13 protein-coding genes are annotated in these 15439 nt (G+C 70.6%); 7 read left to right on the top strand and 6 right to left on the bottom strand.

Features of this window, described 5'->3' with window-relative positions; all coding sequences use genetic code 11:
- Positions 1–142 precede the first annotated feature (142 nt).
- The 6 genes from ACFYWQ_RS00150 (at position 143) to ACFYWQ_RS00125 (ending at position 8629) form a co-directional block, all read left to right on the top strand.
- Positions 143–1015 carry an MHYT domain-containing protein gene (locus ACFYWQ_RS00150; protein ID WP_389511483.1) on the top strand — a complete coding sequence of 291 codons (873 nt, stop codon included), beginning with the start codon at positions 143–145 and terminating at the stop codon, positions 1013–1015.
- A 40-nt stretch (positions 1016–1055) separates the two neighbouring features.
- Positions 1056–3203 carry an excinuclease ABC subunit UvrB gene (uvrB, locus tag ACFYWQ_RS00145; protein ID WP_389511482.1) on the top strand — a complete coding sequence of 716 codons (2148 nt, stop codon included), beginning with the start codon at positions 1056–1058 and terminating at the stop codon, positions 3201–3203.
- Positions 3204–3356: 153 nt separating this feature from the next.
- Complete coding sequence (locus ACFYWQ_RS00140; RefSeq protein ID WP_389511481.1) at positions 3357–3935, top strand: TerD family protein; 579 nt, start codon at positions 3357–3359, stop codon at positions 3933–3935.
- A 73-nt stretch (positions 3936–4008) separates the two neighbouring features.
- Entirely contained in the window at positions 4009–6051 is a 2043-nt protein-coding gene (locus ACFYWQ_RS00135) for a TerD family protein (RefSeq protein ID WP_389511480.1), read from the top strand.
- 289 nt (positions 6052–6340) lie between these two features.
- On the top strand, positions 6341–7342 hold the full coding sequence (locus ACFYWQ_RS00130; protein ID WP_389511479.1) for a TerC family protein: 1002 nt from the start codon (positions 6341–6343) through the stop codon (positions 7340–7342).
- Positions 7343–7528: 186 nt separating this feature from the next.
- Positions 7529–8629, top strand: coding sequence for a calcium:proton antiporter (locus tag ACFYWQ_RS00125; protein ID WP_389511478.1), 1101 nt, complete (start codon positions 7529–7531; stop codon positions 8627–8629).
- 55 nt (positions 8630–8684) lie between these two features.
- On the opposite strand, the gene ACFYWQ_RS00120 is transcribed toward ACFYWQ_RS00125, so the two are convergent.
- On the bottom strand, positions 8685–10013 hold the full coding sequence (locus tag ACFYWQ_RS00120; RefSeq protein WP_389511477.1) for an MFS transporter: 1329 nt from the start codon (positions 10011–10013) through the stop codon (positions 8685–8687).
- A gap of 69 nt (positions 10014–10082) precedes the next feature.
- Positions 10083–11129 (bottom strand): S66 peptidase family protein, encoded by a 1047-nt coding sequence (locus tag ACFYWQ_RS00115; protein WP_389511476.1) that lies wholly within the window; start codon positions 11127–11129, stop codon positions 10083–10085.
- Positions 11130–11233: 104 nt separating this feature from the next.
- On the opposite strand from ACFYWQ_RS00115, the gene aroQ reads away from it, so the two are divergent.
- Complete coding sequence (aroQ, locus tag ACFYWQ_RS00110; protein WP_389511475.1) at positions 11234–11707, top strand: type II 3-dehydroquinate dehydratase; 474 nt, start codon at positions 11234–11236, stop codon at positions 11705–11707.
- A 42-nt stretch (positions 11708–11749) separates the two neighbouring features.
- Here aroQ and ACFYWQ_RS00105 read toward each other — a convergent pair whose 3' ends face one another.
- The 4 genes from ACFYWQ_RS00105 to ACFYWQ_RS00090 all read right to left on the bottom strand — a co-directional run bounded on the left by ACFYWQ_RS00105 (position 11750) and on the right by ACFYWQ_RS00090 (position 15430).
- A complete protein-coding gene (locus ACFYWQ_RS00105) occupies positions 11750–12478 on the bottom strand; it encodes an amino acid ABC transporter ATP-binding protein (RefSeq protein ID WP_389512829.1) in 729 nt (242 codons plus the stop codon).
- Positions 12479–12540: 62 nt separating this feature from the next.
- Positions 12541–13473, bottom strand: coding sequence for an amino acid ABC transporter permease (locus tag ACFYWQ_RS00100; protein WP_389511474.1), 933 nt, complete (start codon positions 13471–13473; stop codon positions 12541–12543).
- Positions 13470–14354 (bottom strand): ABC transporter substrate-binding protein, encoded by an 885-nt coding sequence (locus tag ACFYWQ_RS00095; protein ID WP_389511473.1) that lies wholly within the window; start codon positions 14352–14354, stop codon positions 13470–13472. Before ACFYWQ_RS00095 ends, ACFYWQ_RS00100 begins: the two co-directional genes overlap by 4 nt.
- Before the next feature lie 419 nt (positions 14355–14773).
- Positions 14774–15430, bottom strand: coding sequence for an MBL fold metallo-hydrolase (locus tag ACFYWQ_RS00090; protein ID WP_389511472.1), 657 nt, complete (start codon positions 15428–15430; stop codon positions 14774–14776).
- Positions 15431–15439: the final 9 nt, after the last annotated feature.

Here is a 15439-nt window from a genome sequence, read left to right as displayed (position 1 = left end):
GGGGCGTGTTTCTTTGCCGGAAAATCGTTCGACCATTCCGGTGGCAGTCATACTCTCTGCGTCACCTCTGGCCACTCGCGCCGTCCGGGGAGGGGTGCGCGTCACAGGGACATCCAGCAACAGGGCGGAAGGGCAACCGCGCATGTACGGCACGGTCGACGGATTCAGCTACGGAATCGTCACACCGCTGGTGGCCTACGTCATGGCCTGCCTCGGTGGCGCACTCGGCCTGCGGTGCACCACCAGAGCCCTGCTCGTCGCCGACTCCTGGCGCCCGGGATGGCTCGCCCTGGCCTCCGCGGCGATCGGCTCCGGCATCTGGACCATGCACTTCATCGCGATGATGGGCTTCACGGTCGCGGACGCACCGATCCACTACGACAAGCCGATCACCTACGCCAGCCTGGCCGTGGCCATCGTCATGGTCGGAGTCGGGATCTTCATCGTCGGCTACCGGGGAGCCACCGGGACCGCCCTGTTCACCGGGGGCACGATCACCGGTCTGGGCATCGCCTCGATGCACTACCTGGGCATGGCCGGCCTTCAGCTCGACGGCAACCTGGAGTACGACACACTCACCGTCGCCGCCTCCGTCGCCATAGCCATGGCCGCCGCCACCGCCGCCCTGTGGGCCGCGGGCCAGGTCAGGGGCCTCCTGTGGAGCGTGGGTGCCGGCCTCGTCATGGGGCTGGCCGTCTCCGGCATGCACTACACGGGCATGGCCGCCGTCAGCGTCCATCTGCACACCACCGGTGCGCCGACCCAGGGCGACGCACCCGCCGGCCTGCTCGCACCGATGCTGATCGGCCCCCTCTCCTTCCTCTGCCTCGCGGGCGCCGTCGTCCTGTTCGACCCGCTGATGGTCATGGGCAAGCCCGACTGGACCCCCGTCGAGCACAAGCCCGGCGTCCCCGCCCACGGCCAGATCCCCCAACCCGCCCGCGCCCGCCGGACCCCGCTGCGCACCCGCCGCAAGGTGTCCTCGCACGAGTCCCGGACCCCGCAGAACCGCTGACCGGGCCCCGTTGTCAGTGGGGGGTCGTACGGTGGATGGCATGCGGCCCGTTTCCCAGATCGAACGCACGGTGGCGCCCTTCGAGGTCGTCAGCCCCTACCAGCCCAGCGGCGACCAGCCGGCGGCCATCGCCGAGCTGGCCAAGCGCGTGGAGGCCGGCGAGAAGGATGTCGTCCTCCTGGGCGCGACCGGCACCGGCAAGTCCGCCACCACCGCGTGGATGATCGAGAAGCTCCAGCGCCCCACGCTCGTGATGGCGCCGAACAAGACGCTGGCCGCCCAGCTGGCGAACGAGTTCCGCGAGCTGCTCCCGAACAACGCCGTCGAATACTTCGTCTCGTACTACGACTACTACCAGCCCGAGGCGTACGTCCCGCAGTCGGACACCTACATCGAGAAGGACTCCTCGATCAACGAGGAGGTCGAGCGACTGCGCCACTCCGCGACCAACTCGCTGCTCACCCGGCGGGACGTCATCGTGGTCGCCTCGGTCTCCTGCATCTACGGTCTCGGTACGCCACAGGAGTACGTGGACCGCATGGTCCCCCTCAAGGTCGGCGAGGAGATCGACCGGGACGAGCTGCTGCGCCGCTTCGTGGACATCCAGTACACACGCAACGACATGGCCTTCACCCGCGGCACCTTCCGGGTGCGCGGCGACACCATCGAGATCTTCCCGGTCTACGAGGAGCTCGCCGTCCGCATCGAGATGTTCGGCGACGAGATCGAGGCCCTGTCCACGCTCCACCCGGTCACCGGCGAGATCATCAGCGACGACGAGCAGCTCTACGTCTTCCCGGCCTCCCACTACGTCGCCGGGCCCGAGCGCCTGGAGCGGGCCGTCAACGACATCGAGAAGGAGCTGGGCGAGCGCCTGGCGGAGCTGGAGAAGCAGGGCAAGCTCCTGGAGGCCCAGCGGCTGCGCATGCGCACCACCTACGACATCGAGATGCTCCGCCAGATCGGCTCCTGCTCTGGCGTGGAGAACTACTCGATGCACTTCGACGGCCGCTCGCCCGGCTCCCCGCCGAACACCCTGCTCGACTACTTCCCGGACGACTTCCTGCTCGTCATCGACGAGTCCCACGTCACCGTCCCGCAGATCGGCGCCATGTACGAAGGCGACGCCTCCCGCAAGCGCACCCTCGTCGACCACGGTTTCCGCCTGCCCTCCGCCCTCGACAACCGACCCCTGAAGTGGGAGGAGTTCCAGGAGCGCATCGGACAGACCGTCTACCTGTCGGCGACGCCCGGAAAGTACGAGCTGTCGCGCGGTGACGGCGTCGTCGAGCAGATCATCCGCCCCACCGGCCTCGTCGACCCCGAGGTCGTCGTCAAGCCCACCGAGGGGCAGATCGACGACCTGGTGCACGAGATCCGGACACGTGTCGACAAGGACGAGCGCGTCCTGGTCACCACCCTCACCAAGAAGATGGCCGAGGACCTCACGGACTACTTCCTGGAACTCGGCATCCAGGTGCGCTACCTCCACAGCGATGTCGACACGCTGCGCCGCATCGAGCTGCTGCGCGAGCTGCGCGCCGGTGAGTTCGACGTCCTGGTCGGCATCAACCTCCTGCGGGAGGGTCTCGACCTCCCCGAGGTGTCCCTGGTGGCGATCCTCGACGCCGACAAGGAGGGCTTCCTGCGGTCCGGTACCTCGCTGATCCAGACGATCGGCCGCGCGGCGCGCAACGTCTCCGGCCAGGTCCACATGTACGCCGACAAGATCACCCCCGGCATGGAGCGGGCGATCGAGGAGACCAACCGCCGCCGGGAGAAGCAGATCGCCTACAACAAGGCGAACGGCATCGACCCGCAGCCCCTCCGCAAGAAGATCAACGACATCGTGGCCCAGATCGCCCGCGAGGAGGTCGACACCGAGCAGCTGCTCGGCTCGGGCTACCGGGCGCAGAAGGACGGTCGCGGTGCCAAGGCGCCCGTGCCCGCCCTGGGCGACAAGGCGGCCAAGGGAGCGAAGTCCGCCAAGGCTGCCAAGGGTTCGGCCGCGCGGAGCGTCCCGACCGACCGCCCCGCGGCCGAGCTCGCCGAGCAGATCGAGCAGATGACGGAGCGCATGCGGGCTGCCGCGGCCGACCTCCAGTTCGAGGTCGCAGCCCGGCTTCGTGACGAGGTCTCCGAGATGAAGAAGGAACTGCGCCAGATGAAGGAGGCCGGCCTGGCCTGACGGACCAGGCACGCTCGGGCGCCGTACGCACTGTGTTGCAAGAACGACACAAAGTGCGGTCTCGGGTACGGCGCTGTCAGTGCCCTTGCGTAGGGTTTTCGTCAACCGCGGGGTCCGCGGCAACAGGGGACAGTTCGAGAGGGGAATCAGCGCGTGACCGTCAACATGACCAAGGGTCAGGCCATCAGTCTGCAGAAGAACGACGGGGGCAGCCTGACCGCGGTGCGCATGGGTCTCGGCTGGCAGGCGGCCCCCCGGCGTGGCCTGTTCGGCTCCCGCACCCGGGAGATCGACCTCGACGCCTCCGCCGTCCTGTTCGCGGACAAGCAGCCGGTCGACGTCGTCTTCTTCCGCCACCTGGTGAGCGACGACGGCTCCGTCCGCCACACCGGTGACAACCTCGTCGGCGGTGTCGGCCAGGGCGGCGACGACGAGGCGATCCTCGTCGACCTGGCCCGCGTCCCGGTCCACATCGACCAGATCGTCTTCACCGTCAACTCCTTCACGGGCCAGACGTTCCAGGAGGTGCAGAACGCGTTCTGCCGTCTGGTCGACGAGACCAACGGCCAGGAGCTCGCCCGCTACACGCTCGCAGGTGGCGGCGCGTACACGGCCCAGGTCATGGCCAAGGTGCACCGCGTCGGCAGCGGCTGGAGCATGACCGCTCTCGGCACCCCGGCCAACGGCCGCACCTTCCAGGACCTGCTGCCCGCCATCCTGCCCGTCCTGTAAGACCCGGCTGAGACCTGGCCAGGACGAGCGGGACACCACGACACCACACGCGACACAGGGGGGACGACAGGCGATGACGGCCGAGCTGGTGCGGGGGCAGAACCACCCGCTCTCCCAGGTCCGCCTCGAGGTCAGGATCTCGGCCGGAACGCCGATCGTCGCAGGTGCCACCCTCGGCGACGACAGCGGCAGGATCCACGGCGTGGAGCGGGTGGCCCACCCGGGCGCGCCCGACCTGCCCGGCATCGAGGTGTCCCGGCAGGCGGCCGCCGACCACCGCCTCGCGGTGGACCTGGACGCCGTCGCCGCGGACGTGCACCGCGTCAGCATCCTGCTCGCCCTGCCCTCGGGCACCGGCGGACCGATCGGTTTCGGCTCCGTCGCGGCCCCCTTCGTCGCGGTCACCGGCCTCGACGGCGCAGAGGTCGCCAGCTACACCATCACCGGCCTGGACGCCGAGTCGGCCGTTGTCGCCCTGGAGCTGTACCGGCGCCAGGGCGCCTGGAAAGTGCGCGCGGTCGGCCAGGGCTACGCCGGCGGCCTCACCGAGCTCCTCACCGACCAGGGCCTGCCGCAGGCACACGAGCTCGCGGCCGGGATCCAGGAGGCCGTGGCGCTGGGCGTGGCCCGTTCGGTGCCCGCTCCACCGCCGCGTACGACGGACGTCGACCGCTCCCGGCAGGCGGCCGCGTCCGCCCTCGGCCAGGACCAGAGCGGCTCTCCGTACGGCGCACAGGCCACCCAGGGCGCCACCGGCCCTTATGAGGGAACCCCCGGTCAGGCCCCCGGCACGCCCGGCTCCTCCGACCCCGGGTCGGGCTACTCGACGGACTCCGTGCCGGCCGACCCGTCGGCCGGCACCGAGCCGTCAGCATCGTCGGCGCCCCCCACGGGGGGCCCGATCGACTACCGCCACCCGCGTCGGCGCAGCACCGCCCCACCGCCCCCGCCCACCGCGGCTCCGGCCCAGCCCGGGCAGCCCACGCAGCCCGTCGCCGGGGACGCTACCGGCTGGTCCATGGAGGAGCGGCTCTACAACCAGGTCTGGGGCATGTTCGAGGACCTGGCGCGCACCACGGCCGCCTACCGCAGTGCGGTCGACTTCGCCGACACCCGCCGGGAGAACGAGCTCGACCAGATCCTGTCCGATCCGCGCAGCCGCATCGGAGGCCAGGCGGACGCCGCCCGCGAGGCGGCCCGCGCCAAGTACGCGCAACTCGTCGAGCAGGCCCAGCAGGCCCTTGACCGGGATCTGGCCCAGCTCACCGCCGAGGCCGACGTCGTGGAGCCGGCGCTGCCGCCCGCGTACGCGCGCTGGGACAACCCGGTCTGGCAGGCCTACCGCGTGCCCATGGAGATGCCCATGGCCCTGCGCCTGGGCGACCTCCACCTGCCCGAGAGTGAGCGGCTGCGCATCCCCATGCTGATGAGGCTGCCGCTGGAGCGCGGGCTGTGGATCGACAGCGGCAGGACGGGATCGTCCGACGGCTCCTTCGCCGACTCCCACGAGCTGAGGCGCCTCGCCATGGAGTCGGCCGTGGCGCACACGGCCCGCCTGCTGGCGGTCCATCCCGCAGGCGAGTTCACCGTCCACGTCGTCGACCCGGCCGGCTCGGGCGCGCAGGCCCTCGCTCCCCTGGTGCGGGCCGGTGTGCTCGCGGGTCCGCCCGCCGTCGGCGCGGCCGGTGTGGCGGACGCCCTGGGCCGGCTCACCCAGCGCGTGGACCTGGTGCAGATGGCCGTCCGCGGAGGCGCGGCCGACTCGCTCCCTCCCGGCTTCGACGCGTCCCAGCAGCTCCTGGTCGTCAACGACTTCCCGCACGGCTTCGACGACCGTGCGGTCAACCAGCTCCGCTACCTCGCGGACGAGGGCCCCGCCGTCGGTGTCCATCTGATGATGGTCGCCGACCGGGAGGACGCCGGCGGTTACGGTCCGTTGCTGGATCCGCTGTGGCGCGGGCTGATGCGTCTGACGCCGGTCCCCGACGACCACCTCGCCGACCCCTGGGTCGGGCATGCCTGGACCTACGAACCCGCGCTCGTGCCGGCGGGCAGCCAGGTCCTCGAACACGTCCTCACCCAGGTCGCCACGGCTCGCCGGACCTGGTTGCGGTAACGGCTCCCACAGCTTCCCCAAGTACCCGTAAAGGCGCCATGAGCAGCGACTTTTGATTTTCCTTTACCAAGCACTTTACCAATCCTTGGTGATTCGGGTACTGTTTTCCGTACGGAGGGGAGTACTCCCTACCTGCTGCGGCGTACCCGTCAATACGGATCGAGCCAGATCCCGGGGCGTCGGCCCGTGCGGTCCCACGCGTGTGCTGTGAACCGGGACCCGGGGTGGAAGAGACCTCCGGCAGCGCGACGACGCTGACTACCTGCCGTTACGTACTGCCGGAGGCGCAGTGGATGTTTCCGTGACCCTGTGGGTCCTGACCATCGTGGGCCTGGCCGCCCTCATCGCGGTCGACTTCTTCATCGGCCGCAAACCGCACGACGTGTCGATCAAGGAAGCCGGCATCTGGACCGGCGTCTGGATCGCCCTCGCCGGACTCTTCGGGCTCGGCCTGCTGTTCTTCGGCGGCGGCCAGCCCGCCGGAGAGTTCTTCGCGGGCTTCATCACCGAGAAGTCCCTCAGCGTCGACAACCTCTTCGTCTTCGTCCTGATCATGGCGAAGTTCGCGGTCCCGTCGCAGTACCAGCAGCGGGTCCTGCTCGTCGGCGTCCTCATAGCCCTGATTCTGCGGGCCGTCTTCATCGCCGCGGGCGCCGCGATCCTCGCCAGCTTCGCGTGGGTGTTCTACCTCTTCGGCGCCTTCCTGATCTGGACCGCCTGGAAGCTCATCCAGGAGGCCCGGGCCGACGAGGCGGACGAGGAGTACGAGGAGAACAAGCTGCTCAAGGCCGTTGAGCGCAAGTTCGGTGTAGCCGACCGCTACCACGGCACCAAGCTGTGGATCGAGCAGAACGGCAAGCGGGTCATGACCCCGATGCTCGTGGTCATGCTCGCGATCGGCACCACCGACGTGCTCTTCGCGCTCGACTCGATCCCCGCGATCTTCGGTCTCACGCAGGACCCGTACATCGTCTTCACGGCGAACGCGTTCGCCCTCATGGGCCTGCGGCAGCTGTACTTCCTCATCGGCGGCCTGCTGAAGAAGCTGGTGCACCTGAGCTACGGCCTGTCCGTCATCCTCGGCTTCATCGGCGTGAAGCTGGTGCTTCACGCGCTGCACGAGTCCGGGGTCCACGTCCCGGAGATCAGCATCCCCGTCTCGCTCGGCGTCATCTGCTCCGTGCTGATCGTCACGACGATCACCAGCCTGCGGGCCTCCCGGAAGCAGACGACGGCCGAGAAGGCGCAGAACGAGAGCGAAGGCGCTCCGAAGGACAGCCTCGACGTCTGACCTCGGACGACAAGGCGGCGACGGGAGCGGTGACCGGCGCACTGCCGGCCATCGCTCCCGGCCGTTCGCCGCCGGCCTCGTCGCCCGACGACCGAACCAGCGCGACCAGGGAGAGGCCGCATGAGCCAAGAACCAGACGCACGGGCCGGACATGCGAAGCCCGTCCCGCTCTGCGACGATCGCAGCATGATCGGTTGGCTCAGGCCGCTCACGAACCGGTGGACGACCCTCGTGCCCGTACTCGCGGTCGTCCTGCTGGCCTTGACCTGGGGGCGCGGCCTGCCCGGCCCGGTCGTCGCCCTGGTGACCGTGGTCCTCGCCGGAGCCGTCCTGGCCGCCGTCCATCATGCGGAGGTCGTCGCCCACCGGGTCGGCGAACCGTTCGGGTCCCTGGTGCTCGCGGTGGCCGTGACGATCATCGAGGTCGCCTTGATCGTGACCCTGATGGTGGACGGCGGCGACAAGAGCGCGACGCTCGCCAGGGACACGGTCTTCGCCGCCGTGATGATCACCTGCAACGGCGTCGTCGGGCTGTGTCTGCTCGTCGGTTCGCTGCGCCACGGCACGGCCATCTTCAATCCCGAAGGCACCGGAGCCGCCCTCGCGACCGTCGCGACCCTGGCCACGCTCAGCCTGGTCCTGCCGACCTTCACCACCAGCAAGCCGGGACCGGAGTTCTCCGCCGTCCAGCTCACCTTCGCCGCGCTCTCCTCGCTGATCCTCTACGGCCTGTTCGTGGCGACCCAGACCGTGCGGCACCGCGACTACTTCCTGCCGATCGCCCGGCAGGGCGGCGTCATCACCGCGGACGACCACGCCGACGCCCCGTCCTCCCGGACCGCCCTGATCAGCCTCGGACTCCTCGGCCTGGCACTGATCGGCGTGGTCGGGCTCGCCAAGGGCGTTTCCCCCACCATCGAGTCCGGCGTGGAGGCGGCCGGCCTGCACCACGCGGTGGTCGGTGTGATCATCGCGCTGCTCGTGCTGCTTCCGGAGACCATCGCCGCGCTGCGCTCCGCCCGGCGCGACCGGGTGCAGACCAGCCTCAACCTCGCGCTCGGCTCCGCGATGGCCAGCATCGGCCTGACCATCCCTGCCGTCGCCCTCGCGTCCATATGGCTCTCCGGCCCGCTCGTCCTCGGCCTCAGCGCCACCCACATGGTGCTGCTCGCCCTGACGGTCGTGGTGGCCTCCCTGACGGTGGTGCCGGGGAGGGCCACGCCGCTCCAGGGCGGTGTGCATCTGGTCATCTTCGCCGCCTATCTGGAACTCGCGATCAATCCGTGAGGCCGGTCGGCACACCCGGACGCGCCCACGGGTGACGGACGCCGGCCGCCCCGCCTCACCCCGTGGCCGCCTCCGGCTCCGTCTTCGAAGCGGCACCCGTCGCCGCCACCGGTGTCGGCAGGGTCTCCGGCAGCAGGGCGAAACAGCCCAGACTGAGCAGTGCGACGCCCGTCAGATAGGTGCCCACACCCCACGGCACCCGCCCCGCCTGCTCCGCGAGGGCCGTGGCCATGAGGGGCGTGAGCGCGCCGCCGAGCACGCCACCGAGGTTGTAGCCGACGGCCGCGCCCGTGCAGCGCACACGCGGCTCGTACAACTCCGGCAGATACGCGGCGATCACGGCGAACATCGTGATGAACGCGATCAGCGCCCCCAGGAGGCCCACGAACATCGGCAGGGGCCGGCCGGTCGACAGAAGCGCGACCATCGGGAACATCCACACGGCGGCCGCCACGCACCCGGTGAGGCACAGCGGCCGTCGGCCCAGGCGGTCACCGGCCAGGGCTGCCAGGGGCGTCAGCGCGCCCTGGACCACCACCGCGGCCAGGATGCAGGCCAGCATGACGTTGCGGTTCACCCCGAGCCGCTCCGTGGCGTAGGCGAGCGACCACGTCGTCACGGCGTAGAAGATCGCGTACCCGACAGCCATGCCTCCCGCGGTCAGCAGGACGAGCCGCCAGTGGGAGCGCACGACCTCGACGAGCGGCACGCGCGCGTGATCGTCGATCTCCAGGAACAGCGGGCTCTCGGGAAGCGACGACCTGAGCCACAGCCCGAGCACCGCCAGCACCCCGGCCGCCCAGAAGGGCACCCGCCAGCCCCACTGAGCGAACTGCGCCTCGGTGAGTGTCGCCGACAGGGCCAGCACCACCCCGTTGGCCAGCACGAAACCCACCGCGGGCCCCACCTGCGGGAAGCTCGACCACAGTCCACGCCGCTCGGCGGGCGCGTGCTCCGTGGTCAGGAGAACCGCGCCGCCCCACTCGCCGCCCAGCCCGAGCCCCTGCAGGAACCGCAGCAGGAGCAGCAGCAGGGGAGCGGTCGCCCCGATCGAGCCGTACGTCGGCAGGCACCCGACGGCGACCGTCGAGGCGCCGGTCAGCAGGAGGGAGACGACGAGCACCGGCCGCCGTCCGCGCCGGTCCCCGAGGTGCCCGAAGAGCACCGACCCCAGCGGCCGTGCCACGAAGCCCACGCCGAACGTCCCGAAGGCGGCCAGCGTCCCGGCGAGCGGCGAGAACGTCGGGAAGAACAGCGGACCCAGGATCAGCGCGGCCGCCGTTCCGTAGACGAAGAAGTCGTAGAACTCGATGGCCGTTCCCGCGAGCGAGGCGGACGCGAGCCGGGTCATGGAGGGCGCGGTCACAGTGCGTGCTTCGTGCATGCCGCGTCAACTACCCGCCGTCACGAGGGGTTACGGGGGCGCGCGGCAGCGCGCGCCGGGGCGGTCGGCTCAGTAGGTGACGGTGATGCGCTGTGCGGGCCCGTCGACGCGGACCGTCCCGCCGTAGGGGATGACGAGCTGCGGGTCGGTGTGGCCGAAGTCCACGTCGAAGACGGCCAGCGTGTCAGGGGCGTACGCCCGCAGCGCACGCAGCACCGCTTCGCGCTGCTCTGCGGCGTACCGCGCGCCCTCCTCCGTGCTGTTGGGACGCTCGAACGACCACGTCTTCGCGCGCCCCATCAGCAGCGCCGGAAAGCGCCGCAGCAGGCCGCGCTCGCCCATGTTGCGGAGGATCCGGAAGACCTCCGTGGCGCTGGGCAGCTCCTCCGAGGTCTCCAGGAACAGCACGCCACCGTCGTACACGGACAGGTCGTGCGCGATCTCCCGGTCGGCCATCAGCAGCCAGGAGACGATCTCCACGGAGCCGCCCCAGCTGCGGCCCTCCACCACGCGGTCGGCGTTGTGCCAGGTCCATCCGGTGCCGGGCCGGGTCTCCGGCTCCGTCTCGAACGTCGCGGGGTCGGCCCAGTCGCGGTTGACGTCCGTCCAGCGTTCGGCGGGCCGCAGGTCGTACGCGCCGGAGGTGAACAGCGCCGCCCGCAGGGAGTCCGCGGTCAGCTTGTCCATGGCCACGGGCCGGCCGAGCTGCACCATCACGCTCGCGCCGTGATAGCCGACGATGCCTGTGTTGTACAGGTAGGCGAGCAGGTTCGTGTTGTCGCTCGTCCCGAAGAACGGCTTCGGGTTCGCGCGGAGGAGCTCACGGTCCAGCAGCGGCAGGACGGTGAGCTGGTCGTCGCCGCCGATCGACGCCATGACCGCCTTCACCTCGGGGTCGGCGAACGCCGCGTGGATGTCGTCGGCCCGCTGCTGCGCGGTCGCACCCATCGTCCGGGTCGTCGGGAACTCGACCGGCTCGAGGCCGAACTCCTCGCGCAGCCGCCGCAGGCCCAGTTCGTGGGGGCGCGGGAAGAGCCCGGGCAGGCCCGCGGACGGCGAGAGGACGGCTATGCGGTCGCCGGGCGAGGGCTTGGGCGGGTACGAAGGGGGCGTCATGCAGGGGAGGGTACGGCCTGCTGCCCCGCGGTCTCACCGTGATAAACCGGGTTCGAGCAGCGGTCCCCGACGGACCGCCCCACGCCGAACGGACCGGAGGAACCGTGCCCCGCACCCTGGCAGACGCCCCGATCATGATTCTCAACGGCCCCAACCTGAACCTCCTGGGGCAGCGCCAGCCCGAGATCTACGGTGCCGACACCCTCGCCGACGTCGAGGAGCTGTGCTTCAAGGCGGCGGCCGCGCACGGGGGCACGGTGGACTTCCGGCAGTCCAACCACGAGGGCCAGCTGATCGACTGGATCCACGAGGCGCGTGCGAACCACTGCGGCATCGTGATCAACCCGGGCGCCTACTCGCACACCTCGGTCGCGATCCTGGACGCGCTCAACACCTGCGACGGTCTGCCCGTGCTGGAGGTGCACATCTCCAACATCCACCGGCGCGAGTCGTTCCGGCACCACTCGTACGTCTCCCTGCGCGCCGACGGCGTCATCGCGGGCTGCGGCGTGCAGGGGTACGTGTTCGGCGTGGAGCGGGTCGCCGCGCTGGCGGGACCGGCGCAGGCGGACGCGTGACCCGCCTGCCGGTGTAAGCCGCACCCTCCAGGTGCCCGGTCCTTACAGGTGGCCCGCCTCCACGATCCGCCGCAGGAAGCGCCGGGTGCGTTCCCGCTGGGGATCGCCGAAGACCTGGGCGGCTGTGCCGTGTTCCAGCACCACACCCGCGTCCAGGAAACACACCTGGTCGGCGACCTCCCGGGCGAAGCCCATCTCGTGCGTGGCCAGCACCATGGTCATGCCGTCGTCCTTGAGGTCGCGGACGACGTTCAGGACCTCGCCCACCAGCTCCGGATCGAGAGCCGCGGTGATCTCGTCGAGCAGCAGCAGCCGGGGGCGTACGGCGAGGGCGCGCACGATGGCGACACGCTGCTGCTGACCGCCGCTGAGCCGGTCGGGGTACTCGCCCGCCCTGCCGCCGAGACCGAGCCGCTCCAGGAGTTCCCGCGCGCGTTCCTCGGCCTCGGCGCGGTCGACGCCGTGCACGCGGCGCGGGGCGAGCGTGATGTTCTCCAGCACGGTCATGTGCGGGAAGAGGTTGTACGCCTGGAAGACCACGCCGATACGGCGCCGTACCGCGTCCTGGTCGGCGCGCGGGTCGGTGATCTCCTCACCGTCCAGCCAGATCGCCCCGTCGTCGATGCCCTCCAGCAGGTTGGCACAGCGCAGCAGGGTGGACTTGCCGGAGCCGGAGGCACCGATCAGCACGGTCACCGTGTGCGGGGCGACCTCCAGATCGACGTCCCGAAGGACGACGGAACCGCCGAAGGTCTTGCGGACGGACTCCATCCGCAGCACGGGTGAGCCGTCGGGGGAAGCGGGCCGACCGCCGGGCGGTGCGGACGTGTCGCTCATGTCGTTCCTCCCTGGGCCCGCCGACGGTCCATCCGGGCCGTCACCCAGTCCGTGAAACGCGTCATCGGAATGGTCAGCGCCACGAACACCAGACCCGCGACGATGTACGGCGTGTAGTTGAGGCTGCGCCCCACGATGATGTCCGCGGCGCGCACGGCGTCGATGGCGCCGCCGATCGACACGAGACCGGTGTCCTTCTGCAGGGACACCAGGTCGTTCAGCAGCGGGGGCACCTGACGGCGCACGGCCTGGGGGAGCACCACGTACCGCAGGGCCTGCCGGTTGGTGAGGCCCAGCGAGCGGGCCGCCGCGCGCTGCGAGGGGTGGACGGACTCGATGCCGGCGCGGAACACCTCCGCCACGTACGCCGAGTACGTCAGGGTCAGTGCCGTGCCGCCGAGCAGAACCGGGTCGACGGTGACCCCCTGCAGACGCAGTGCCGGGACACCCAGCACCACGATCATCAGGTTGATGATCAGCGGCAGTCCACGGAAGAAGTCGGTGTACGCCGCCGCCAGCACGCGCAGGGGGAAGAAGAGAGGGCCGCGCAGGGTCCGGGCCACGGCGATGAGCATGCCGAGGACCAGCACGGCGGCGCCGCAGGCGAACAGCAGGCGGACGTTCAGCCAGAGCCCTTCCAGGACCTTCGGGAAGGCCTCGCGCGCGTACCGCCCGTCGAAGAACGTCTCCTTGGTGCGGGGCCAGCCGGGTGCGCTGACGACGATCAGATAGAGCGCGACGGCGGTGACCAGGGTCGAGAGCGCGGCGATCGCCGTGGCGCGGCGTGCGCGCGTGCGCCGATAGCGCTCGCGCTCCAGCCGCCGCCGCGAGGGGACGTACCCGTGGCCGGGCCCCTCCTTGCCGCTCTCGGGCACGTTCCGGCTGTCGTCCGCGCCCTCCGCGCCGGACTCCTCCTCGGTGACCGTCACTTGAGCACCGGGGCGTCGACGGCGTCGGAGAGCCACTGCTGCTCGATCTTCGCCAGGGTGCCGTTCTGACGGAGGGCGTCGACGGCGGCCGTCACGCACGAGGTGAGCGCGCTGCCCTTGTCGAGCACCAGTCCGAACTGCTCCGGCGTACCGCCCTGGTTCTCGAACTGGCCGACGATGGTGCCGTCGGTCACCTCGGCGGCGGTGATGTAGAAGGCGGTCGGCAGGTCGGTGACGATGGCGTCGACCTGGCCGTTCTTCAGCGCGGACTTGGCCTGGTCGTTCTTGGCGTAGACGGCGGCGGCCCGCGTCGGCCGCACGACGTCGTCGACGTAGTCCAGGCTGGTGGTGCCGACCTGGACGCCCAGCTTGAGGCCCTTGAGGTCCGCGACGCTCGTCGCGCTCGCGGCCTTCGTGCCCTTCAGCGCGATGACGGCCTGGCGCACGTCGTAGTAGCCGGACGAGAAGTCCACGGCCTTCTTGCGCTCGTCGCTGATGGACACCTGGTTGATGTCGAAGTCGAAGGTCTTCTCACCCGGTGCGAAGGCCTTGTTGAACGGCACGCTCTGCCACACCACGGCGTTCTCGTCGTAGCCGAGCTGCTTCGCCACGGCGTAGGCCACCGCCGATTCGAAGCCCTGGCCGTTGGCGGGTTTGTCGTCCTTGAACCACGGTTCGTACGCGGGTGAGTCGGTGGCGATCGTCAGCTTGCCGGAGGTCTTGGTGGCCAGCGTGCTCTTGGCGCAGGTGCTCCCGGCCGAACCGGACGGCGCAGCGGCCGCCTTGTCCTCCGGCTGCGGTGCGCAGCCGACTGCGGCGGCGAGGAGGACCGAGGTGACGCCGACGGCGGCGCGGCGTAGGACACGAGGGTCAGAAGGCATGGCGGGAGAGTGGCAGTGAATGCCGTGTCTGTCGAGATCACGTCAGCGACTGTCCACCCTGTGGGAACGGGTGTTGCAGCCGTGTGAAAGGGGCGTTCGGGAGCGCCTGGGCCGCCGGCCGAGGGGCGGGAAGAGACCGGCGGCCCAGGCCGTGCGGGGCCGCCGTCCCGCGCGGGGCTGCCACCGGTCGACCGTGCGGGCAGGTGCGGGGGGAACGTGCGCGGGGCAGCCCCGCGTGCACGTCGTTCACGCGGGGCGCGCATGAGACGGCGCACGCCCCTTGGGTGCGCGCACTGCGTAGGTGCACAGGGGGCGTGCGCCGTCGTGGGAGCGCGGGCATGCGCCACGCCGTGGGTGTGCAGGCGTGCGCGACACGCGGGTGTGCAGGTGTGCACGACACCGCGGGCGTACGGGGTGGCTCACCAGCCGCGCGCGTGCCACTCCGGCAGGTGCGGGCGCTCGGCGCCCAGGGTGGTGTCGTTGCCGTGTCCCGGATAGACCCAGGTCTCGTCCGGGAGCGCATCGAAGAGCTTCGTCTCGACGTCGTGGATCAGGCTGGCGAACGCCCGGGGGTCCTTGCGGGTGTTGCCCACGCCCCCCGGGAAGAGGCAGTCGCCCGTGAAGACGTGCGGGTGGCCGTGCGGGTCGTCGTAGACGAGGGCGATCGAGCCCGGGGTGTGTCCGACCAGGTGGCGGGCGGTGAGCTCCACGTTCCCCACCCGCACGACGTCGCCGTCGTCGACGGGGACGTCGGTCGGCACGGGGATGCCCTCGACGTCGTCCCGGCCGGCGTACGTACGCGCGCGCGTGGCCGCCACGACGTCGGCGAGCGCCTGCCAGTGGTCACCGTGACGGTGGGTGGTGACGACGGAGGCGATGCCGTCGTCACCGATCATGCCGAGGAGCGTGTGCGCGTCGTTGGCCGCGTCGATCAGCAGCTGCTCGTCCGTGGCCCGGCAGCGCAGCAGATAGGCGTTGTTGTCCATCGGACCGACCGCGATCTTGGTGATCATCAGGTCCTTGAGTTCGTGCACGTCGGCCGGGCCGCCGACCCTCACCTCTCCGCTGTACGTCATGACGGCAGC

It is taken from the genome of Streptomyces sp. NPDC003247 (assembly GCF_042888135.1).
Classification (GTDB): domain Bacteria; phylum Actinomycetota; class Actinomycetes; order Streptomycetales; family Streptomycetaceae; genus Streptomyces.
This window is presented reverse-complemented; position numbering and strand designations above follow the sequence as displayed.